At 66.2% G+C, this 20,678-nt stretch carries 19 protein-coding genes; 11 read left to right on the forward strand and 8 right to left on the reverse strand.

The window, feature by feature from the left end; genetic code table 11:
• The first annotated feature begins 89 nt into the window (after window positions 1-89).
• Window positions 90-344 (forward strand): HAMP domain-containing histidine kinase, encoded by a 255-nt coding sequence (locus tag GM656_RS13805; RefSeq protein ID WP_162414263.1) that lies wholly within the window; start codon window positions 90-92, stop codon window positions 342-344.
• A gap of 66 nt (window positions 345-410) precedes the next feature.
• Here GM656_RS13805 and GM656_RS13810 read toward each other — a convergent pair whose 3' ends face one another.
• The gene (locus GM656_RS13810) at window positions 411-797 is read right to left on the reverse strand and encodes a DUF7475 family protein (RefSeq protein WP_162414264.1); all 387 of its coding nucleotides are present in this window, start codon (window positions 795-797) and stop codon (window positions 411-413) included.
• 181 nt (window positions 798-978) lie between these two features.
• On the opposite strand from GM656_RS13810, the gene GM656_RS13815 reads away from it, so the two are divergent.
• The 6 genes from GM656_RS13815 to GM656_RS13840 all read left to right on the forward strand — a co-directional run bounded on the left by GM656_RS13815 (window position 979) and on the right by GM656_RS13840 (window position 9,497).
• A complete protein-coding gene (locus GM656_RS13815; RefSeq protein WP_162414265.1) occupies window positions 979-2,457 on the forward strand; it encodes a hybrid sensor histidine kinase/response regulator in 1,479 nt (492 codons plus the stop codon).
• A gap of 145 nt (window positions 2,458-2,602) precedes the next feature.
• On the forward strand, window positions 2,603-4,027 hold the full coding sequence (locus tag GM656_RS13820; RefSeq protein WP_162414266.1) for a PAS domain-containing sensor histidine kinase: 1,425 nt from the start codon (window positions 2,603-2,605) through the stop codon (window positions 4,025-4,027).
• A 149-nt stretch (window positions 4,028-4,176) separates the two neighbouring features.
• Window positions 4,177-4,686 carry a universal stress protein gene (locus GM656_RS13825; RefSeq protein ID WP_162414267.1) on the forward strand — a complete coding sequence of 170 codons (510 nt, stop codon included), beginning with the start codon at window positions 4,177-4,179 and terminating at the stop codon, window positions 4,684-4,686.
• A gap of 64 nt (window positions 4,687-4,750) precedes the next feature.
• Window positions 4,751-5,488 carry a ThuA domain-containing protein gene (locus tag GM656_RS13830; protein ID WP_162414268.1) on the forward strand — a complete coding sequence of 246 codons (738 nt, stop codon included), beginning with the start codon at window positions 4,751-4,753 and terminating at the stop codon, window positions 5,486-5,488.
• Window positions 5,489-5,549: 61 nt separating this feature from the next.
• The gene (locus tag GM656_RS13835) at window positions 5,550-6,359 is read left to right on the forward strand and encodes an aldo/keto reductase (RefSeq protein WP_162414269.1); all 810 of its coding nucleotides are present in this window, start codon (window positions 5,550-5,552) and stop codon (window positions 6,357-6,359) included.
• Window positions 6,360-6,593: 234 nt separating this feature from the next.
• Window positions 6,594-9,497 (forward strand): PAS domain-containing protein, encoded by a 2,904-nt coding sequence (locus tag GM656_RS13840; RefSeq protein WP_162414270.1) that lies wholly within the window; start codon window positions 6,594-6,596, stop codon window positions 9,495-9,497.
• A gap of 27 nt (window positions 9,498-9,524) precedes the next feature.
• On the opposite strand, the gene GM656_RS13845 is transcribed toward GM656_RS13840, so the two are convergent.
• The gene (locus tag GM656_RS13845; protein WP_162414517.1) at window positions 9,525-10,886 is read right to left on the reverse strand and encodes an NAD-dependent succinate-semialdehyde dehydrogenase; all 1,362 of its coding nucleotides are present in this window, start codon (window positions 10,884-10,886) and stop codon (window positions 9,525-9,527) included.
• A gap of 193 nt (window positions 10,887-11,079) precedes the next feature.
• On the opposite strand from GM656_RS13845, the gene GM656_RS13850 reads away from it, so the two are divergent.
• Together GM656_RS13850 and GM656_RS13855 are read left to right on the forward strand one after the other, a co-directional pair.
• Window positions 11,080-11,613 carry an amino acid-binding protein gene (locus tag GM656_RS13850; RefSeq protein ID WP_162414271.1) on the forward strand — a complete coding sequence of 178 codons (534 nt, stop codon included), beginning with the start codon at window positions 11,080-11,082 and terminating at the stop codon, window positions 11,611-11,613.
• A complete protein-coding gene (locus GM656_RS13855) occupies window positions 11,610-12,557 on the forward strand; it encodes a homoserine dehydrogenase (protein WP_162414272.1) in 948 nt (315 codons plus the stop codon). Before GM656_RS13850 ends, GM656_RS13855 begins: the two co-directional genes overlap by 4 nt.
• Window positions 12,558-12,564: 7 nt before the next feature.
• On the opposite strand, the gene GM656_RS13860 is transcribed toward GM656_RS13855, so the two are convergent.
• The gene (locus GM656_RS13860) at window positions 12,565-13,242 is read right to left on the reverse strand and encodes a type I 3-dehydroquinate dehydratase (protein ID WP_241692776.1); all 678 of its coding nucleotides are present in this window, start codon (window positions 13,240-13,242) and stop codon (window positions 12,565-12,567) included.
• 444 nt (window positions 13,243-13,686) lie between these two features.
• On the reverse strand, window positions 13,687-14,367 hold the full coding sequence (locus tag GM656_RS13865) for a type I 3-dehydroquinate dehydratase (protein WP_162414274.1): 681 nt from the start codon (window positions 14,365-14,367) through the stop codon (window positions 13,687-13,689).
• A 165-nt stretch (window positions 14,368-14,532) separates the two neighbouring features.
• On the opposite strand from GM656_RS13865, the gene GM656_RS13870 reads away from it, so the two are divergent.
• Window positions 14,533-15,132 (forward strand): GNAT family N-acetyltransferase, encoded by a 600-nt coding sequence (locus tag GM656_RS13870; protein WP_162414275.1) that lies wholly within the window; start codon window positions 14,533-14,535, stop codon window positions 15,130-15,132.
• Window positions 15,133-15,224: 92 nt separating this feature from the next.
• On the opposite strand, the gene GM656_RS13875 is transcribed toward GM656_RS13870, so the two are convergent.
• Window positions 15,225-16,403: an MFS transporter gene (locus tag GM656_RS13875; RefSeq protein ID WP_162414276.1), complete on the reverse strand. Its 1,179-nt coding sequence runs from the start codon at window positions 16,401-16,403 to the stop codon at window positions 15,225-15,227.
• Between the two features lie 483 nt (window positions 16,404-16,886).
• On the opposite strand from GM656_RS13875, the gene GM656_RS13880 reads away from it, so the two are divergent.
• Window positions 16,887-17,783, forward strand: a complete 897-nt coding sequence (locus GM656_RS13880; protein ID WP_162414277.1) for an NAD-dependent epimerase/dehydratase family protein — start codon at window positions 16,887-16,889, stop codon at window positions 17,781-17,783.
• Between the two features lie 40 nt (window positions 17,784-17,823).
• On the opposite strand, the gene GM656_RS13885 is transcribed toward GM656_RS13880, so the two are convergent.
• The 3 genes from GM656_RS13885 to GM656_RS13895 form a co-directional block, all read right to left on the reverse strand.
• Window positions 17,824-18,600 carry an IclR family transcriptional regulator gene (locus GM656_RS13885; protein ID WP_162414278.1) on the reverse strand — a complete coding sequence of 259 codons (777 nt, stop codon included), beginning with the start codon at window positions 18,598-18,600 and terminating at the stop codon, window positions 17,824-17,826.
• 131 nt (window positions 18,601-18,731) lie between these two features.
• Complete coding sequence (locus tag GM656_RS13890) at window positions 18,732-19,421, reverse strand: RraA family protein (RefSeq protein ID WP_162414279.1); 690 nt, start codon at window positions 19,419-19,421, stop codon at window positions 18,732-18,734.
• 153 nt (window positions 19,422-19,574) lie between these two features.
• Window positions 19,575-20,585 carry a Bug family tripartite tricarboxylate transporter substrate binding protein gene (locus GM656_RS13895; protein WP_162414280.1) on the reverse strand — a complete coding sequence of 337 codons (1,011 nt, stop codon included), beginning with the start codon at window positions 20,583-20,585 and terminating at the stop codon, window positions 19,575-19,577.
• Window positions 20,586-20,678: the final 93 nt, after the last annotated feature.

Here is a 20,678-nt window from a genome sequence, read left to right on the forward strand (position 1 = left end):
GGTCAACGGCAGACAGACTCGGCGATGGAGTCGCGACCGCCGGGACCGATATCTCGCGGCTGGGGGTGTCAGCGTGGTCGGACGTCGGAATGGTCCGGGAGACCATGTTCGGCGATCCCGTACCGGGCATCACGCGCCGTCGCGGTGGCCGACACTGCCTTTCTCGCCGCGAACTGGGCTACGACAAGGATACTCGGGGGGTGTTCGTGATCGGCTTCTACGACGCGAGACAAATCGAGGAGGCGGATAGAGACCGGGTCTGGGGACCGGGACGTACGGCGAGCCCTGACAGGACCGGGTACGGCCTCTACGTCGTCAAGACGATCGCCGACGCTCACGGCTGATCGATCCGAGTCGAGGAGAGCGAGACCGGCGGCGTTCGCTTGGAATACACCGGCGGTCAGCGAGCGCTACGGCCCGCTCGGTTCGGCCGTGTACAGGTAGACCGTGGCGAGTACCACGACCGCTTCGACGGCTTTCGAGGCGATTGCCATCGTGTTGAGCCGCCCGCCCATCGCGAAGAACGCGACGAGGGTGACGAGCGCGTAGCCCGCGGCGACGAGGTACAGTTCGCGCCGCCAGAACCGACTGAAGAACAGGAACAGCCCGCCGATCCAGCCGGCCCCGTTGAGGTAGAACAGGATACCCGTCGTCTGACTGAACTGCATCACTCGTGGCGCGAGCAACAGGTGAATCACGGCCGAGACGAGCGCGGCGATGACGGCGACGTACGCGATGCTGTTCGCCGGGAGCCGAAACAGCTGTGCGTCCTCCGTTGCTGTGGACTGCTTTGACATATTACGATCATCGTCCTATTCGGACATAAATATATCACCTGATTGTCGTATGGTCGGACCGACGGCTGGTCGTTCGCGTCGCGGAACACGTCGTCATCAGTCGCGGCAACGGTTGTTTCGTGTCTATGAATCATGTATATTCATGCCCACCAGTTATCATTGCAGCCAGCAACCGTTATATATGGGTTCCCAGATTGGGCTGGCGCGTGCTCACGACGCGGCCACGGAAAGCGACGGACAGATCAGGGTGCTCCACGTCGACGACGAGCCCAACTTCGCCGAGACCACCGCGATGTTCCTCCAGCAGGAGAGCGAACGAATCACAGTCGAAGCGGAGACAGCACCTCAGCGAGTGCGCTCGCGGCTCGACGAGGCAGATTTCGACTGTATCGTCAGCGACTATCAGATGCCGGGACTCGACGGACTGGAAGTCCTCGAAGAAGTCCGGGCCGAGTATCCGAACGTCCCGTTCATCCTCTTCACCGGGAAGGGGTCTGAGGAGGTCGCCAGCGAGTCGATATCGCTCGGCGTGACCGACTACCTCCAGAAGGAGGGTGGGACCGACCAGTTCGCGGTGCTGGCCAACCGCATCGAGAACGCCGTCGCCCGCGTCCGCGCCGAGGAGGCGGCGAGCGACTACAAGCGACAACTCGAACACCGCGACCGAGAGCTGGAACGAATACTGGCAGCGACGCCCGACGCCGTCGTCATCGTGGATGAGGACGGCGTGATTCGACAGCTGAACGAAAGCGCCGCCGACCTGTTCGAGTACGAGCAAGAAGCGCTTCGCGGCAAATCGGTCGAGGAGCTCATGCCGGAGCAGTACCGTAAAGAGCACGTGACGCTCCGAGAGGAGTACGTCGAAGACCCGACGCCCCGGCCGATGGGCGCCGGACTCGACCTCACGGCGGTGCGACGCGGCGGCGAGCGATTCCCCGTGGAGATCAGCCTCGGGCCGCTCCACATCGACGGCGAGACGCGGATCATGGCGACGATCACCGACATCACGGAGCGAAAGCGACGCGAGCAGGAACTGAAACGGCAGAACAAGCGCCTCGACGAGTTCGCCAGTATCGTCTCACACGACCTCCGCGCCCCGCTCGGCCTCGCGACGGCGAACCACGAACTCGTCAGCGACAACTGCGAGGGCGAAGCGGTCGAGCGACTCGGAGACGCGCTCGACCGCATGGACGCGCTCATCGACGACCTCCTCACGTTCGCCCGACAGGGGACGCAGGTCATCGACGCCTCACCCGTTCCCCTGACGCGAGCGGTCAACTCGGCGTGGACCGCGACCGGTGCGGACGAGGCGACGCTCGACGTGCCCGACGAGCTCGACACCATCGTCTGTGACGAGGCCCGACTCCTCCAGCTCCTCGAGAACCTTTTCAGGAACGCGAGGGCACACGGTGGCGACGAGGTCACGGTCCGGGTCGGGCCGCTCTCGGACGGCTTCTACGTCGCGGACGACGGTCCCGGGATACCCGCGAGCGAGCGCGAGAAGGTCTTCGAGACGGGATATTCGACGGCGGAGGACGGGACCGGCTTCGGACTGGCGATCGTCGAACAGATCGTCGACGCGCACGGGTGGTCGATCCGGGTCGCGGCGAGCGAAGAGAGCGGCGCGCGGTTCGAGGTCACCGGCGTGACGGTCAAGTGACGACCGGCGCGCCACGTGCAGGATCCGCGACGATTGTTTCCGACAGCCACTCGCGTGCAGGTTCGATTTCCGACTGTCTGCAGGGTACTCTCAGTTGGTGATAAGACGAGTGCAGTTTTATTTCTCTCTGGTCCCGAGATAGTATATGCCCAGTCTCTCGGCGGCCGACGAACTCTCGACGCTCTTGGCGCACTCTCACGACATCCTCACCGTCGTCGACGACGAGGGGACGATCGCGTACGTCAGCCCCGCCGTCGAGACGATTTTCGGATACGAACCGGAGAGCCGTATCGGAAGGAACGTCTTCGAGTCGATCCACCCGGACGACCGAGGCGCGGTCGTAGAGCGCTTCGAGAGCCTGCTCGAATCGCCCGAAGAGGTCACCCAGCCGGTCACGTACCGACAGCGTCACCACGACGGCCACTGGGTATGGCTCGAGTCGGTCGCCGGGAGTCACACGGAGACGGCCCCCTACGGATACGTCGTCAACTCCCGCGATATCACGGAGCGCAAGGAGCGCGAGCGGGAACTCGCCGAGGAGCGACAGAAGTACGAAGCCCTCGTCGAACAGGGCACCGAAGGGGTCGTCATCGTCCAGGACAGTGAACTCCAGTTCGTCAATCAGGCGATGAGCTCGCTGACGGGGCTGCCGGAATCCGAACTCCTCGGCCGGTCTTTCCGCGACGTTATCGCCCCGGAGTACCACGACCTCGTCACGCGGCGGTACGAGGAGCGGATCCACGGCGAGAGCCCCCCGTCGCGGTACGACATCGAGATCGTCACCGCCGACGGCGACCGGCGGGACATCGACCTCGAGGTGTCGTGTATCCAGTATCGCGGCGAACCGGCGACGATGGCCACGCTCCACGATATCACCGACCGGAAGGCCTACGAGCAACGGCTGGAGGAGCAACGCGACGATCTCGACCTCCTGAATCAGGTGCTTCGACACGACATCCGCAACGACCTCCAGTTGGTCACCGCCTACGCCGACCTGCTGACGGACCACGTAGACGACGAAGAGGGCGAAGCGTACCTCGAAACTCTCCGTGAGAGCTCCGAGCACGCGGTCGAGTTGACCCAGACGGCGCGGGACATGGCTGAGGTCATGCTCACGACGGCGGCGGACGACCAGCAGGTGTCCCTCCGGAAGGCGCTCGAACGAGAGTTCGAGAACGTCCGCGCGGACTATCCCCGGGCGGTGCTCTCCATCGACGATCCGATCCCGGCCGTCTCGGTTCACGCCGACGAGATGCTGAGTTCGGTGTTCCGGAACCTGCTGAAGAACGCGGTCCAGCACAACGACAAGTCGGTGGCCGAGGTCCACGTCTCGGTGGCGGACGGCGACGACCGCGTCGTCGTCCGGATCGCCGACAACGGCCCGGGCGTCCCCGACGACCGCAAGGAGCGGATCTTCGGAAAGTGCGAGAAGGGCCTCGAGAGCGGCGGCACCGGCATCGGACTGTACCTCGTCCAGACGCTGGTCGACAGCTACGGCGGTGAAGTCCGGGTCGAAGACAACGATCCGGCAGGCGCGGTGTTCGTCGTGACGCTGCAGAAGACGACGTGAACCGCCGAGCCGGGTGGACCACCGCTCGCGCGATCCGCCGCCGGCCCATTCGGTTCCGGCGCGTCTGGCCCGGAGGGGCCGCTGCCACAGCCGGTTTCACGGCGTACTGACACCGGACGTACTTTCCGGTCGCGGAGCGAAGCGGAACTATGACGCTGGTCGTCCCGTTCGACGGCTCGGAACTCGCAGAAGCCGCGCTCGTCCGAGCGACCGAGTTCGGAACCGTCTTCGAGGAAGGCGTCCTGGCCGTGACCGTGATCCCGCGGGGCAACGCCGAGTACGCCAGAGAGCGCGACTGGCTCGGATCGGACGAATCGTTCGACATGGAGGCCGTCGTCGGGACGGTCCACGAGCAGGTGACCGACCTGTGTCCGAGCGCGGACTTCCGGCACAAGGTCGTCGACCGCTACGCACCGGCGGGGACGATCGCCAAGCGCGTCCGAAACGTCGCCGAAACGGTCGACGCCTCGATGGTCTTCATCGGGAGCGACAACGCCGGCCACCTCGTCTCGACCGTCAGCAGCGTCGGCCGGTCGATCGCCATCGACGACCAATACGACGTCGTCATCGTGCGCGATCGGAGCCCGGCCAAGATCGCCAAGATCAGGGACGCCTCGCCGTACAAAACGGGGAAATCGGACTTCTACCTCCCCGAGTGACCGACGCCGGACTGGGCCGTGTCGCATCGCCAACGGGATTACCGACTACGGCGAATCCACGGCTATGACGCGAGTCACGGTCTGGAACGAGTTCGTCCACGAGCGCGAGAACGACGCCGTCGCGGAGATCTATCCCGACGGCATCCACGGGACCGTCGCAGCGGCACTCGACGACCGCGGGTTCGAGACCCGGACGGCGACGCTCGACGACCCCGAACACGGCCTGACCGAGGACGTGCTCGACGACACCGACGTGCTGACGTGGTGGGGCCACACGGCCCACGACGCGGTCGACGACGCCGTCGTCGCTCGCGTCAGAGAGCGCGTCCTCGACGGGATGGGGCTGCTCGTCCTCCACTCGGGGCACTACTCGAAGATTTTCAGGGAGCTGATGGGGACGACCTGCGACCTCAAGTGGCGGGAGGCCGGCGAGAAAGAGCGCCTCTGGGTCGTCGAACCCGGCCATCCCATCGCCGACGGCCTCGATGAATGCGTCGAACTGCCAGAAGCCGAGATGTACGGCGAACGCTTCGACGTGCCCGCACCAGACAGCCTCGTGTTCACGTCGTGGTTCGAGGGCGGCGAGGTGTTCCGCTCGGGGTGTTGCTACCGACGCGGCGCGGGCCGGATTTTCTACTTCCGCCCGGGCCACGAGACGTATCCGATCTACCACGACGAGACGATCCAGCGCGTCCTCGCGAACGCCTGCGAGTGGGCCGCGCCCGGCGACGACCCGCCGGAACCGACGTTCGGGAACGCCGCACCGCTCGAGTCAATCGACGGCGACGGGTCCGAACGCTGACGCGGCCGCCGCTCACCGGCCGAACCAAAGAGATATGACCCTCTCGCGGGACGTCTGGGCCATGCAGGACCTGCCAGAAATCGGGCTCGGCACGTGGGAGAACACGGACCCGGAGACCTGTGCGGAGAGCGTGCGCATCGCGCTCGAAGCGGGCTACCGGCACGTCGACACCGCACAGCACTACGAGAACGAGGACGCCGTCGGCGAGGGCATCGCGCGGGCCGACGTCCCTCGCGAGGAGCTATTCGTCGCGACGAAGGTCCACCCGGTGCGGTTCGGTCTGGCCCACAGCGAGGTCATCGAGGGCCTCGAAGCCTCGCTCGACCGCCTGGGGCTGGATCGACTCGACCTGCTGTACGTCCACTGGCCGGTCGGGAACTACGACGCCGCCGAGACGCTGCAGGCCTTCGACGAACTCGTCGACCGCGGCCTCGTCGACCACGTCGGGGTGTCGAACTTCAGCGAGGAACTGCTTGACGAGGCGATGGACCATCTCGATTCGCCGCTGTTCGCCCACCAGGCCGAGACCCACCCCCTGCTCCAGCAGGACGACCTCGTCGCCCACGCCCAGGAGCACGACTACCACCACGTCGCCTACTCGCCGCTGGCGCGCGGCCGGGTCTTCGAAATGCCCGAAATCAGCGAGATAGCCGAGAGACACGACGCCAGCGCGGCGCAGGTGAGCCTCGCGTGGCTCCTCTCACGCGAGAACGTCAGCGTCGTCCCGAAGGCCACAGGAGAAGCCCACATCCGCGACAATCTCGGGGCGCTCGACCTCGAACTCGACGAGGAGGACGTCGAACGGATCCGCGGTATCGAGCGCGAGGAGCGCTTCGTCGAACGCGACGGCGCGCCGTGGCAGGAGGGGTGACAGCACACACCGGCCGGCTACCGGGAATGGCCGTTTCGTCCCGCGCTTTTCACCGATGATATTTGCGGTCGCACGTTTAAGTACGCCGCCGGAATAGAGCTACCAGTATCTGATGCTACTCGTAGCTGATCGGCTGTTCCCGGTGACGTGCCCGGCGATGGGACAGTCGTCGGGTACTCGCCAAGCGCTGGCCCGCCCGCGATCCGCGCCAGTGGACAGGTGGTGTGGAACCGCGTGAAGCTCCGCGCGCAGTTCGGTCTGGTGCTGGTGGTCCTCGCGGTCGTCCTGTCCGGAATCGTGTTCACGGGCTTCCAGATGAACAAACAGTCCGTGGCGGACCAGCAGACAGCGTCGGTCTCCCACGCGAGCGAGGAGGTCGCAAACGATCTAAACACGAGGATCGCCGGGCTGAAGCGGACGGTGCGGCTCCGGTCGACGAATCCGGCCATCACGGCCCACGGCGAGCCGCGACAGCACCGCGCGCTACAGGCGACGGTCGACGAGAGCGCGTTCAGCGGCGTCTCTGTCATCCACCGGAACGGGACGATGACCGGAATCGCCGCCGGGCTCGACGCCGAAACGCGCGATCGACTGGTCGGAAGCGACTTCAGCAATCGACGGTACTTCCAGCGGGCCGTGCGCGGCGAGACGTACGTCAGCACGCCGGTGGTCGCCGAGTCGGGACACCACATCGTCACGTTCAGCACGCCGATATACCGGAACGGGACCGTCGTTGCCACGCTCAATGCGGCGCTGCATCTCGAGGACAGTTCGTTCCTCCGCAACGCGACGTACGCCGTAGACGGGTATCAGGGCGTCACCGTCCGGTCACGGTCCGAGGAGGCCATCTACGAGCGCCGTCCCGAGCCGACCACGAACCTCATCGTGGCGAGCGCGACCGTCGCGGAGACCGGCTGGACCGTGAGCGTGCAGGCGAGCCGAGACGTGCTCGCCGACGACCTCCGTCTCGTCACGCTCTATCAGTTCGGCGCGGTCGGGCTGGCACTCCTGCTGGTCGGCGGGCTCGGCGTCCTGCTGTACACGCGGACGCTCTCGTACCACGAGCGCCTGCTCGACGGCTTCGACAGGCTCTCGGGCGGGGACTACGGCTACGAGCTCGACACCGACGCGACGGAGGACTGGAAGCGAATCCTCTCCGGCTTCAACGACATGAGCCGGACGCTGGCGGCCTACGAGCGCGAGCAGACCGAGCAAAACGAGCAACTGCAACGCGAGCGAGACCGGTTTCGGGCGCTGTTCCAGGGAATCCCCGAGCCCGTCGTCATCGTCGAGTTCACCGGAGACGGGACGATCCTCAAGGACGCGAACGAGGCGTTCGAGACGACCTTCGGGTACGAGGTCGAGGAGACGAGCGGCGAGGACCTCAACGACCTCATCGTTCCCGAGAGTGAACTGGCCGAAGCGAGGGCCATCGACGAACTCGCGTCGGCGGGCGGGCAGGCGACCGAAGAGGTCCGACGCGAGACGGTCGACGGCGTGCGGGACTTCCTGTTTCGATCGACCCCGCTCGTCCACGAGGACGACACGGACCAGCAGTTCGGAGTGTACGTCGACATCACCGAGCGGAAGGCACAGGAGCGGGCGCTGAGAGCGCTCACCGAGCGGCTCGACATGGCGCTGGAAGGCGGGCGACTGGGCGTGTGGGACTGGAACGTGCAGACGGACGCGGTCACGTACGACGAGCGGTGGGCGGAGATGCTGGGGTACGACCTCGACGATATCGACAATCAGCTGAGCGCGTGGGAGAACCGGATCCACCCGGATGACCGAGCCGACGTGGACGCCGCGCTCGACGCGCACATGGACGGCGAGACCGAGTACTACGAGTGTGACCACCGGCTTCGGACGAAAGCCGGCGACTGGATCTGGATCCGCGACGTGGGCAGGGTCGTCGAGCGGAGCGACGACGGCGAGCCGCTCAGAGCGGTCGGAATCCACCAGGACATCACCAAGCAGAAGTCCCGCGAGCGCACGCTCCGGGAGACGCTCGAAGGGACGCGGACGCTCATTCAGGCCGAGACGGCGACGGAGGCCGCCGAGATCGCCGTCGACATCGCCGCGAACGTACTCTCGTTCCCCGTCAGCGGCGTCCATCTCGACGAGTCACGTCGCCGGCCCGATCCGACGGCGAGCGGCGACGGGGCGGGCGAGCGGATCGGGTTCGTCCCGTCGGGCGAGGCGGGCGGCGACCACGCCGTCCACGAGATCGTCCGCGACGCGTACGCGTCCGGCGAGACGCGCGTCGTGTGCGACGTGGGGGAGACTTACCCCGAAATCGCCGCCGAGGCGTCCGTCGAGAGCGTGCTCGTCCATCCGCTGTCGGCCCACGGCGTGTTCGTCACGGCCGCCCGCTCGGCGGCGGCGTTCGACGAGTTCGACCGAAACCTCGCCGAACTGCTGGCGGCGATCCTGACCGCGACGCTCGACCGCCTTCACCGCGAACAGCGGATCGAGGCCCAGCGGGACAATCTGGACCTCCTGAACCAGATCGTCCGTCACGACATCAGGAACGACCTGCAGATCCTCCTCGCGCGACTCGACATTCTCGCCGACCGCGTCGACGAGGGCGAACTGGAACACGTCGAGATAGCGCTGAAGAGCGCCGAGAGCGCGGTCGAACTCACCCGCACGGCCCGGGACATGTCGGACGTGATGCTCCAGTCGGAGACGGACAGTCACCCCGTGTCGCTGCGGGGCGTCATCGACCGACAGCTCGACGAGTTCCGCTCGACGGAACCGCAGGCACAGCTCTCGGTCGACGGGCCCCTCCCGCCGGTCACCGTCGCCGCCAACGAGATGATCGACTCGGTCGTCCGCAACCTGCTCAAGAACGCCGTCCAGCACACCGACAAGGAGACGCCCGAGGTCACCGTCTCGGCCGAGGAACGGGCCGACAGCGTCGTGCTTCGAGTCGCCGACAACGGCCCCGGCGTGCCGGAGGAGGTGCGGGACTCGATCTTCGGCAAGGGCCAGAAGGGGCTCGACAGCAAGGGGACCGGCATCGGGCTGTATCTCGTGTACGCGCTCGTCGACGGCTACGGCGGGGACGTGTGGGTCGAAGACAACGAGCCGGAGGGCGCGGTGTTCGCCGTGGAGCTTCCGAAGGCGTCGACGTGAGGGGGGTCCGGGACGGTCGCAGGTCGCTCACTCGATCCAGACGGTCTTTCGGTTGACGAACTCGTGGATGCCGGCCGCCGATAGCTCGCGCCCGTAGCCGGAGTCCTTGACGCCGCCGAAGGGGACGCGCGGGTCGGACTTCGTGAGCTGATTGACGTACGTACAGCCGGCGTCGATGCGCGAGGCGACGCGCTCGCCGCGGTCCCGGTCCTCGGTCCAGACCGACGCGCCCAGGCCGAAGCGCGTGTCGTTGGCCTTCTCGACGGCGGCGTCCTCGCTCTCGACGCGGAACACCGACGCGACGGGGCCGAACAGTTCCTCGGCGTCGGCCGGACAGCCCTCGGGCACGTCGGTCAGCACCGTCGGGGGGTAGAACGCCCCCTCGCCGTCGAGCGGTTCGCCGCCGGCCAGCACCGTCGCGCCCGCATCGACGCTGGCCTCGACCTGCTCGTGGAGGTCCTCGAGGAGCGACTGGCTGGCCTGCGGGCCGACCTCGGTGGTCTCGTCCATCGGGTCGCCGACGGCGAGCGACTCGACCTCCTCGAGGAACGCGTCGAGGAACTCGTCGTAGACGGCGTCGTGGACAATAAACCGCTTCGCGGCGATGCAGGACTGCCCGCCGTTCATGTTCCGGGCCCACGCGCCCGTCTCGGCAGCCGCGTCGATGTCGGCGTCGTCGAGGACGACGAACGGGTCGCTCCCGCCGAGTTCCAGCACCGTCTTCTTGAGGTTCTCGCCGGCCGTCGAAGCCACGGCCCGGCCCGCGGGACCGCTCCCAGTGAGCGTCGCGGCGCGGACCCGCTCGTCTTCCAGCACGTCGTCCACGAGGTCCGAGGGGATGAGCAGCGACTGGAACGCGCCCTCGGGATAGCCCGCTTCGCGGAACACGTCCTCGATGGCCTTCGCACAGCCCGGGACGTTCGAGGCGTGTTTCAGCAGGCCGACGTTGCCGGCGGTGAGCGACGGCGCGGCGAAGCGAAACACCTGCCAGAACGGGTAGTTCCACGGCATGACGGCCAGTACGGGTCCGAGCGGGTCGTAGCGGGTCTTGACCGTCGCTTCGGGAGGACTGGGGTGGTGGTCTGACGCGAGGTACGAGTCGGCGAACTCGGCGTAGTGGTCACACACCCAGGCGCACTTCTCGACCTCGCTCTCGGCCTGCGTTATCGGCTTGCCCATCTCCCGGGTCATCACCGTTGCCAGTTCGCGCGTGCGGTCGCGGAGCACCTCGCCGGCGCTGGCGAGCAGTTCCTGTCGCTCGCGCAGCGGCACCCCGCGCCACGACTCGAAGGCGTCGGCCGCGTCGGCGAGCGCCTGCTCCACGGCCGCAGGCGAGTCATCCTCGTACGTGTCGATTCGCTCGTTCGTCGCCGGATTGACCGCGTCCATGCGATAGCGTTGCAAGGGGGAGTGCATCAGGTTTTCTCCCACCGCGACGGGGACAACACGAGGGTCGGCCGAGCCGACCGGATTCGGCTGTCCGCTCGCGGACGCTCGTCCCGCAGTGCCCGAATAGAAGGTGATAATAGTTTTCGACTGTGAACCCCGACAATGACTTCCGCGAATCGGTGGTGGCTGTCCGATGAGTGACGCACAGACGGACGTTCGCGCGTACACGCTGCGGCTGGAACTGGTCGACGAGCCCGGGGAACTCCTGCGGTCGCTGCGACCGATCGCCGAGCACGGCGGCAATCTCCTCTCGATCTTCCACGAGCGCGGGAACGTGACCCCGCGCGGGCACATCCCCGTCGAGGTCGACATCGAGGCGACGCCGGACCGCTTCGAGACGATCGTCGATGGCCTCCGCGACGCGGGTATCAACGTCATCCAGGCCGGGACCGAGCGCTACAGCGAGGGGATGACCATCATCCTCTCGGGGCACCTCATCGACACCGACCTCTCCGACACGCTCTCGCAGATTCAGGAGACCAAGAGCGCGACGGTCACGGACATCTCGCTGTCCGCGCCGGCGGGGGCGTCCGACATCTCGAGCGCCCGGATGAAACTGGCGACCGAGTCGGGATCGACCGAGGAAGTCCTCTCGGTCATCCGCGACATCGCCGAGGAGAAGGACCTGCGGCTGGTCGAACCCCTCACGACCGGAGGCGCGGAATGAGGCTCGCGGTCCTCGGTGCCGGGGCCGTCGGCGCGTCGGTCGTCGAACTGGCCGCCGACTACGGCCACTCGGTCACCGCCTTCGCCGACTCCAGCAGCGCCGTCGTCGACTCGGACGGCATCGACGCGGCCGACGCGCTGGCCGCGAAGCGAACGGACGGCGTCGTCGGGTCCGACGACCCGAGCGACGCGCTGTCGGCCGACTACGACGTGCTCGTCGAGGCCACGCCGACGACGCTCGGTGACGCCGAACCGGGATTCGGCCACGTCCGAACCGCGCTCGAACGCGACCGGCACGTCGTGCTGGCGAACAAGGGACCCATCGCCGAGCGCTTCCCCGAGATCAGGTCCCTCGAAGCGGAGAGCGCCGGCGAGGTCCGGTTCGGAGCGACGGTCGGCGGTGCGATGCCCGTCGTCACGACCATCGAGGACGTCGGCCCGTCGCGGATCTCGGCGATGCGCGGGGTCCTGAACGGGACGGCGAACTTCGTCCTCTCGCGGATGGCGGCCGAAGGGCTGGACTACGAGCACGTGCTGGCGGAGGCGCAAGACCTCGGCGTCGCCGAGGCCGACCCCAGTTTCGACGTGGACGGGACGGACGCCGCGCTGAAGGGCGTCATCGTCGCCAACGTCCTCGACCCGGACGGCGGGTACACGCTCGCCGACGCCGACGTGGACGGGATCGAGGACCTCCCGGGCAGTATGCTCGAACTGGCCAAAGAGGACGGCCGGACGATCCGACTCATCGTCGAGTTCGCCGACGGGCAGGTGCGCGTCGGTCCGCGCCTCGTCCCCGAGAACGCGGCGCTCGCGCCGGCGGGGACGCGCAACGCCGTCCAGTTGGAGACGGAACACGCCGGCCAGCTCGATATCTCCGGTCGCGGAGCCGGCGGAGCGGAGACGGCGAGCGCGGTGCTGTCGGACGTCGAGCGGCTAGAATCCTGAGAACCGGTCAGTCAGAAAGCGTCAGTTCCTGCGGGACGGCGACCTCTTCGGCTTCGAGCATGTCGATGAGGTGCTCGCCCGCGCTCGCGTTCTTCGTCATGTCGATCAGCGTGCGGAGCTTCTCGAGGGGAATCTGGCCGGGCGCGTAGTCGTTGTCGTCGCCCTCCAGCGGCGCGTAGCCGAGTTTCGACCCGTAGAGGTGAGCGATGACGCGGGTGTGGCTTCCGATCTCGCCCATCGAGATACCGGCGACGTCGATACCGCGCTGGGTCGCGGTGTTGACGGCGTCGAGGAGCGTGAGGGCGTCCGCGTTGCTCCGGGGAAACGTGGCAACCTTCGCGATGTCGCCGTACTCCGCGCACTGCGCGATGATGGCGTCGAGGACGTCCTGGTCGGGGGTCCCTTCGAAGTCGTGGTGCGAGATGATCAACTGGACGTCGTTCTCGCGGAACTCGTGGACGATCCACTCTTTGGCGCGAGCGATTTCGAGTTCGATGTCGACGAACTCGACCGCGTCGAAGCGGGAGGCGGCGAAGAGGTCGTCGAGTCGGCCGGAGTCGGTCGCTTTGCCGCCGAACCACCGTGTCCGGTTCGTCGCGATAAGAGGGAGTTCGCCGTCGTACGAAGCGATCTGTTCTACGGGGTCGGTCGCTTTGTCCATCCGAAATTCGATGAGGTCTGCCACTCCTCGGGCGTCAGGTTCCCGTGTGAGATCGTTTGTTGTGGCCGCGAGAGCGAAATCGTCTATTTTCATGGTATCCTTTACCATTCCAGCGCATATAAAATTTGGTTCTGGATCCTACATAGTTATTAATCCATGTAGCGCGAAGGGGCACCGTTCGGCCTCGATGGGGGTTCGAGTTCGATTTTGGACGCGAAAATATAGAGTGTATCCCCATATGAGTGTGGGGTATTGAAATACTGGGAATTCTAATCACAGATTTCTGTTCGAGAAGGTGAATAGACCGTTATAAACACGTAATTCGGATGATCGTCCGAATCCGCGGACGTATTCGGCCCGGGCAGCAGCGTTCACGCATCCCCTCGAACCATATGAGCGTTCCACCGCCGTCGGTAGCCAGACCGTTCCGGCCGACCTGACCCAGATCGAAAAGAGCCCTCGCAAGGATCAGCTCGGTGTCGTTCTCGGACGGACGGTCGTCTCGAAGAGTTCCGAGAGCGCGCCCAGTTCGATGTCGCCGGCGTCCGTTTCAGTCCCGGGAAGCGGCGCGTAACACAGTCGGGCACCGTAGAACACGCCGACGACGCGGGTGTGCTGGCCGATCGTCCCCCGGGCGTGACCGGTGACGGCCAGCCCGCGATTGGCGGCGTCGTTGAGCGACTGGAGCAATACCAGCGCGTCGTTTCGGGACTCCGCCCGGACGACGACCTTGCCCAGGTGACCGTACCGAGCGGTCTCCTCGAACCACCGGTCGAGGGTCGCCTTCGAGGGCGTCCGGTCGGTGTCGTACGCCGAGACGATCAGTTCGACGCCCCGGTCGCGGAGCTCGTCGAGCACCCACCGCTCCTCGGTGAGCGTCTCCAGCTCCAGGTCGACCAGTCCGACGGCGTCGTCCGCGGCGGCCGCCACCAGCCGTTCCAGTCGCTCGGCTTCCCCAGCGGTTCCGCCCGCCCACGCCGGCCGGTTCGCGACGATCAGCGGCGCCGACCCGTCGTAGGCGGCCAACTGGTCGAGCGGGTCGTCCGCCCGGTCGAGTCGGAACTCGACGTAATCGGCGGCCGACGGCGCACCCGACACCGCGCGCAGGTCGTCCGTCACGCCCACGAGGGCGTAGTCGCTCTCCGTCATGAATAGCCGTACCGAGCGAATCGACAAAAAGCTTCCAGGTGTGAACGGGTGTCGAGTCATCCGGTCGCGAACCGACCAGGCCCTTCCCGACGGCCGGTGTTCAGTAAAAGAGTCCCGAAAATGTGCGGGGAAAGGCCGGTAGGGCTGACCTGCGTATGAAACGCCATGAGCGCCAAGCGAGCCTGCGATAACTGGGACAACGCCGAGTGCGAGGGGGCCGTGGGCTGCCCCCCACGATGTCCGCGGTTCTTCGACGACCGCGGTGCGCCGCTGTTGATCCGTGAGTTCTGTGACGACGACGGCGACGACCTCGTCGAGATGTACGCATCGCTCGGAGTCGAGTCGCGTACGATGGGTATTCCGCCGGCAGACGGGGACGCGCTCAGACGGTGGCTGACCGGGATCGTGTCGGACGGATGGAGCCTGCTCGCGACCCGCGACGGGCGCGTCGTCGGCCACGCGGCCGTGACGCCCGAGGGGGACAGCGAACCGGATTTCGTGGTCTTCGTGCGCCGCGGGTTCCAGGGCCGAGGCATCGGGACGGAACTGGTCAAACAGGTGCTGGCGTACGCCGAGGACCGGGACCACGAGCGGTTGCTGCTCGACGTCTCGCCGGAGAACGAGCGAGCGATCACCGTCTATCAGAACGTCGGCTTCGAAACGGTGGAGCGGACCGGGATGAGCCGAACGATGGAACTCCCGTTAGCCGCGCCGGTCGTCGAGGAATGCCAGCGACCGCCGGCGGACCGCTATAGTAGCCATTGAAAGTCAATGCACACCCGATCGTACGACAGCAGTGCGATCGGTGTGTAAATCGTTTCAATTGTTACTATAGGCTCGACTGCGGCGCTCGCGTCTCAGTACTCTGCCGATCGATGCGGCGCCGGCGCATCCGCGGTTCCGGTCCAGAGCCACAGCCCCGCAATGGTGACGAGAAACAGAAGCGCGACGGCCGCCGTCGACACGAGGACCCGGCCGATGCCGTACGTCGCCGCGAACACGCCCACGACGGCGGGCGCGGTCGCGAGCCCCACGTACGTCGCTCCGTTCGTGACCGCGTTGACGGGACCGCTGTAGGCAGGCGCCGCCTCGACCGCGTAGCCCGAGAGGACCGGGAAGCCGCTGGAAATCGCGAGCCCGGCCACGAACACGGCGGCGAAGAGGACCGGGCCCGTGATCCCGGAGAAGGCGACAGCGAGCGCGGGGACCGCGGGAACGAACACGACGAGGAGCAGGGAGAGCGAGGGAACGCGGTCGACGGCGACGGTACAGCCGAGCCGACCGGGGATGTACGCGAGCAGGTACGTGGACAGGAGCGAGTTCGCCAGCGCAGTGGGATAGAACGCGCGGGCGTAGTAGGCGAGCCAGGTGAACAGCGTCCCTTCGAGCGCGCCGACGAGGACCATGCCGAGACAGGTCCCGACGACCGCCGGGCGGCGACAGAGCGTCCGCAACGCCGCTGGCGAGACGGACCGCTCGGCCGCCATGGACGGCAGTTCGTATCGGCCGGCGAGCGCGAGCGCGGGGAGGAAGCAGCCCGCGAGGACGAGGAAGATCACGCGCCAGTCCGCAACGGAGAACACGACGCTGACCAACTGTGGGCTGAGGACCGCGCCGAACGCCCAGACGAGGGTGTACGCGGCGAACATCCGCCCGCGGGCGTCGGGGTAGACGTGGCTCAGGACGACGCGGTCGAGTCCGCGGAAGGCCCCCGCGGCGGTCCCCTGCACGGCGAGCGCGAGCAGGAAGACGGGGTAGCTCGGGGCGAACGCGGCCAGGACGAGCGCGAGCGGCGTGACGAGCGTCCCCACCGCCAGCAGTCGCCGCATCGGCAGTCGGCCGGCGAACAGGCCGCTCACCACGACTGCCCCGAGGAAGCCAACGGTTCCGGCGGGGGCGACGAGGCCCAACGCCGCCTCGGTCACGTCGAACACCTCGCCGATGCGTGAGAGAATCGGCCCCCGTGCCTGCATCGCCGCCGCGTCACCGAAGATGAACACGAAGACGGCGAGCGTCCACGCTCGAGAGCGGTCCATACCGACGCTTCGTGCGATGATGGGCAAAAGGGTACCGATGGCTCCTGTGCGAACCTACATCACACCGAGAGCATTTCAACGTCATCGAAACAATCGGCAGTCGGCCGAGCGGCCGAGAGTGTGAAACGGCACGCATCGACCCGATAGCCGCTGGATGCGGCCGGATCGTTTCAACGATATCGAATCCCGTTCCGTGACCGCCTCAGCCCGGAATATCAGGAATAATCCCCTCAGACACAAGTGTACGGCTGTTATTTTACATCGAAATCGCCTCGTCAGTACTTCAATATCGTTGAAACAGTCACTGGAGGGTGCCGAAAGCAGGAGATCCGTCCCACAGGAGTGACCGTTCTGGTAATGATTCCAAGGATAATCCGATTTCTGGGCAGATGTTGTCGATTCTATTGTGTTTCCTTCCATAGCGTCAGTAGATACCCGGATGGGCAAGGTTTAAATATTATAGTTCCAAACCTACCCTCACCGATGGCTAAGCAACAGGTCCTCGTTACGGGCCCGTTCGGCGAGGCTGGGGAAGCGATTCTCAACTACCTGGCCGAGAAGGACGCGTACGAGTTCACGTACCTCAACCGGAGCGAGCATCCCGACTACGAGACGTTCGTGGCGGACGTCGCGGACTACGAGGCGATCCGACCGGCGTTCGACGGGCAGGACGCCGTGATTCACCTCGCCGCGCAGTCCGACGCGGGCGCGGAGTTCGAGGACATCATCGAGCCCAACATCGTGGGCACGTACAACGTCCTCAAGGCCATGGAGGACGCGGGCGTCGAGAAGCTCATCTACGCCTCCTCCCAGCGCGTCATGGGACTCTACGAGGAAGACCACGCGCCGGAGCTCTACGAGGAGGACTACCCGAGCGAGTTCGACCCGTTCCGTCTCACCCACGAGACGCTCCCCAAGCCGGACGGCTACTACGGAGCTTCCAAGATGTTCGGCGAGCACATCTGTCGGTCGCACGCGCGACGCGACGGCGCGCCGAGCCAGGTGTACTCGCTTCGCATCTCCAGCGTCCGGACCGCGGAGTACGACCACCCCTACGGCGACGCCGAACGCGGCGTCGACCGCGGCGACGAGCACGTCGTCGACGACGACGAGGTGTGGGACCAGTCCCAGACCGGGTCGTGGGAGCGCGGCAGCGAGGAGTACGAAGAGATGGTCAAGCGGCTCAAGGCGTCCTGGACCTCCCAGCGCGACTTCGCGCACCTGCTCGAATGCTGTCTTGAAGACGAAGACGTGACCTACGACGCTTTCTACGCCGTCAGCGGCAACGCGGCGCGGTGGTTCGACATCGAGCACGCGCAGGCCGTCCTCGGTTACGAGCCACAGGACGACGGCTCGGAGTGGGACAGCCCGCCGAACTGAGCGGCGACCACACACGGCCCCGGAGCGACGGCGACTCGCCTCACTCGGCGCGTTTCAGCTTCAGTTCGATGATGTTCTTCTTGTTCATCAGCGCCGGCGCGAGGTCGTCCTCGACCCGATCGGGCCCCATCCGGCTGAGCGGACCGCTGATGCTGATCGCGCCGACGGCGTCGTCCGGTTCGGAGACGATGGCCGTGCCGATGGCCGCCACGCCGGGGAAGTGCTCGCCGCGGTTGATCGAGTAGTCCCGCTCTCGAATCGTCTCCAGTTCCTCGAAGAGCGTGTCCCAGTCGGTGATCGTGTCGTCAGTGCGTGCCGGCAGCCCCCGCTCGTCGAGAATCTCCTCGACCGTCTCGGCCGAGAGCTCCGAGAGGATGGCCTTCCCCGTCGCGGTCGTGTGCAGGTACAGGTGGTCGCCCAGCGGCGCGTCGTCGTCGATCGACTGCTGACTGTGTGACTTGTACAACTGGACCGCGTAACCGTCCTCCTCGACGGTGATGTTCGTGTGTTCGCCGGTCTGCTCCTGCAAGTCGTCGATCTCCGACTTGGCCGCCCGGAACAGTGCCATCTCGTCGCGCATCCGGCCGCCCCGTTCGAGGAACCGGAAACTGCAGTGATAGTCGTTGCCTTTGCGCACGACGTAGCCCGTCTCGACGAGGGTCCCCAGGTGGATGTGCGCCGTACTGGGCGGCATATCGAGGGCCTCAGCCGTCTCGGAGAGCGTCGCCCCGTCTGCCTCGTCGAGGAACGCCATGACGGCGAACGCCCGTTCGACGCTCTGCAACCGCCGCGACCCGGATTCGGACTGGTCTGCCATACCGAGTGTCTATCGTCCGCAGGCTTAACGACTGCGAATTTTTCAACGATGTCGTAACGGACGGATCAAAGTGCGGACGACGGACGCCGGCGGGCGCGTCCTCGGACGGACAGAGCGGAGCGGCCGCGACGTTACTGGATCGAGTCTTCCGGGCCGACGACGTTCAGGTCCTCGAACAGTTCGTCGTAACCGTTGAGTTCGAAGAGGTACTCACCCTGGACGAGTTCGTCGCGCACGGTGTCTTCTGCGTCGAGTTTCTCGCGGGACCGTTCGAGGACTTCCGCCGCTCCCGACCCCGGGATGACGGCGAGGCCGTCGTCATCGCCGACGACGATGTCGCCGGGATCGACGCTGACGCCGCCGACGGAGATCGTGACGTTGACCGACCCCGGATCCTGCTTGAGCGGTCCCTGGGGATTCGTCCCGCGCCCGTAGACGGGGAACTCCATCTCGGCTATCTCGCGGCTGTCCCGGTACGCGCCGTCGATGACGACGCCGGCGAGGTCGTTCACCTGACAGGACTTGCACATCAGTTCGCCCAGGTGGCCGGTGTCGGTGTAGCCGTCGCAGTCGATGACGAGGACGTCGCCGGGCTCGGCCATCGTGATCGCCTTGTGGATGATGAGGTTGTCACCGGGGGAAGCGTTGACTGTGATCGCCGTTCCGGCCAGCTCGACGCCGTCGTACGCGGGTTCGATGCCCGCGTCCATCGTCAGTCCGATGTTCCCCGTCACGTCGGAGACGATAGTGCTGGGCACGTCCTCGAAAGCCTCGACGATTTCGCGGTCCGGTCGCTGCACCTCGTGCTCGATCGTGTGCATGCTGGGAAACAAGAGTATCGGTATTGATTAATCTATTGGTCCGGGCACTTCGCGGCTGCGCGAAGGGACGAGGGAGGCGGGGCGCTCACCGAGACAGCTCTCGGAAAACGAGTCGCGGAAGTGGGGGGAAAGAAAGACCGCTCGGAGACGGCGTTACTGCTCTTCGATGCCCAGTTCGTCCACGAGGTTCCCGTAGTACTCGTACTGCTGCTCGAGGAACGAATTGAACTCCTCGGGGCCGCGCTGCACCCGGATGAAGTCGTTGTTGTTCATGAACTCGACGAAGCCCTCGTCCTCGTAGATGGAGTTGTAGACCTCGGTGATCTGCTGCTTGCGCTCGTCGGAGATGTCGGACTGGACGAAGTGACCGAGCCAGGAGCCGATGCGGACTTCGAGCCCCTCGGCGGTCAGCGTCGGCGTGTCCGGGAGGGCCTCGACCTGCTTGTCGAAGGCGACGCCGAGCGCCTGGAGCGGGCCGTCGCGGACCTGCGCCGCGGCTTCGGCCGCGCCGACAGCGGTACAGTCGGCTTCCTGGTTCACGACGGCCTGCATCGCGGGCGCCGCGCCGTCGTAGGAGACGTGCTCGACCTGGACGCCGGCCTCGCTGGCGATCGCCGCGGCGGCCATGTGCCACGAGGAACCGAACCCGGAGTTTGCCATCTGGTAGGTGTTGCTCTGGCCGTACTCGCGCCACTCCTGGACCGTGCTGAACTCGGCGTCCTCGTGGACGAGAAGCGCCGCCGGGAACTCGGTGTACTGCATGATCGGCGTGATGTCGTCCGGGCTCAGGTCGGCGATCCCGAGGTGCTCGAACAGCGCGATCTCGGGGGCCGCGACGCCGATCGTGTGCCCGTCGGGGTCGGCGTTAGCGGCGGCGTTCATCCCGACTGACCCGGAGCCGCCGGTCTGGTTGCTCACGTTCCAGGCGACGTCTGTGTAGTTCTCGCCGGCCGAGGCCACGGCCCGACTCGTTCGGTCGGCCCCGCCGCCGGCGGCCCACGGCGAGACGATTTCGATCGGTCGCGCCGGCCACTCCTGCTGGCCCGAGAGGCTGCTCATGCAGCCCGCGGTCATCGCGATCCCACCGGCGCCCAGGCTCCGGAGGAGGTTACGACGGTTCACAACGGTACGGTCGCTCGTGCCGCTACTGGTGTTGTCCACCATTGTACCTGATAGTTCGTCGTATGTCCCTTAAAAGTTGGGTTTTTACTGAGGGAGATACCGTCCTGGGAACCGAACGCAAAGGGATTGTCTCTC

The organism is Haloarcula salina (assembly GCF_010119195.1).
In the GTDB taxonomy this organism is placed as follows: domain Archaea; phylum Halobacteriota; class Halobacteria; order Halobacteriales; family Haloarculaceae; genus Haloarcula; species Haloarcula salina.

Excerpts from the sequence above, each read along its gene's own strand:
- GM656_RS13805 (WP_162414263.1), top strand. The coding sequence starts at position 90 with ATGGTCCGGGAGACCATGTTCGGCGATCCCGTACCGGGCATCACGCGC.
- GM656_RS13810 (WP_162414264.1), bottom strand. The coding sequence starts at position 797 with ATGTCAAAGCAGTCCACAGCAACGGAGGACGCACAGCTGTTTCGGCTC.
- GM656_RS13815 (WP_162414265.1), top strand. The coding sequence starts at position 979 with ATGGGTTCCCAGATTGGGCTGGCGCGTGCTCACGACGCGGCCACGGAA.
- GM656_RS13820 (WP_162414266.1), top strand. The coding sequence starts at position 2,603 with ATGCCCAGTCTCTCGGCGGCCGACGAACTCTCGACGCTCTTGGCGCAC.
- GM656_RS13825 (WP_162414267.1), top strand. The coding sequence starts at position 4,177 with ATGACGCTGGTCGTCCCGTTCGACGGCTCGGAACTCGCAGAAGCCGCG.
- GM656_RS13830 (WP_162414268.1), top strand. The coding sequence starts at position 4,751 with ATGACGCGAGTCACGGTCTGGAACGAGTTCGTCCACGAGCGCGAGAAC.
- GM656_RS13835 (WP_162414269.1), top strand. The coding sequence starts at position 5,550 with ATGCAGGACCTGCCAGAAATCGGGCTCGGCACGTGGGAGAACACGGAC.
- GM656_RS13845 (WP_162414517.1), bottom strand. The coding sequence starts at position 10,886 with ATGGACGCGGTCAATCCGGCGACGAACGAGCGAATCGACACGTACGAG.
- GM656_RS13850 (WP_162414271.1), top strand. The coding sequence starts at position 11,080 with ATGAGTGACGCACAGACGGACGTTCGCGCGTACACGCTGCGGCTGGAA.
- GM656_RS13855 (WP_162414272.1), top strand. The coding sequence starts at position 11,610 with ATGAGGCTCGCGGTCCTCGGTGCCGGGGCCGTCGGCGCGTCGGTCGTC.
- GM656_RS13865 (WP_162414274.1), bottom strand. The coding sequence starts at position 14,367 with ATGACGGAGAGCGACTACGCCCTCGTGGGCGTGACGGACGACCTGCGC.
- GM656_RS13870 (WP_162414275.1), top strand. The coding sequence starts at position 14,533 with ATGAGCGCCAAGCGAGCCTGCGATAACTGGGACAACGCCGAGTGCGAG.
- GM656_RS13875 (WP_162414276.1), bottom strand. The coding sequence starts at position 16,403 with ATGGACCGCTCTCGAGCGTGGACGCTCGCCGTCTTCGTGTTCATCTTC.
- GM656_RS13880 (WP_162414277.1), top strand. The coding sequence starts at position 16,887 with ATGGCTAAGCAACAGGTCCTCGTTACGGGCCCGTTCGGCGAGGCTGGG.
- GM656_RS13885 (WP_162414278.1), bottom strand. The coding sequence starts at position 18,600 with ATGGCAGACCAGTCCGAATCCGGGTCGCGGCGGTTGCAGAGCGTCGAA.
- GM656_RS13890 (WP_162414279.1), bottom strand. The coding sequence starts at position 19,421 with ATGCACACGATCGAGCACGAGGTGCAGCGACCGGACCGCGAAATCGTC.
- GM656_RS13895 (WP_162414280.1), bottom strand. The coding sequence starts at position 20,585 with ATGGTGGACAACACCAGTAGCGGCACGAGCGACCGTACCGTTGTGAAC.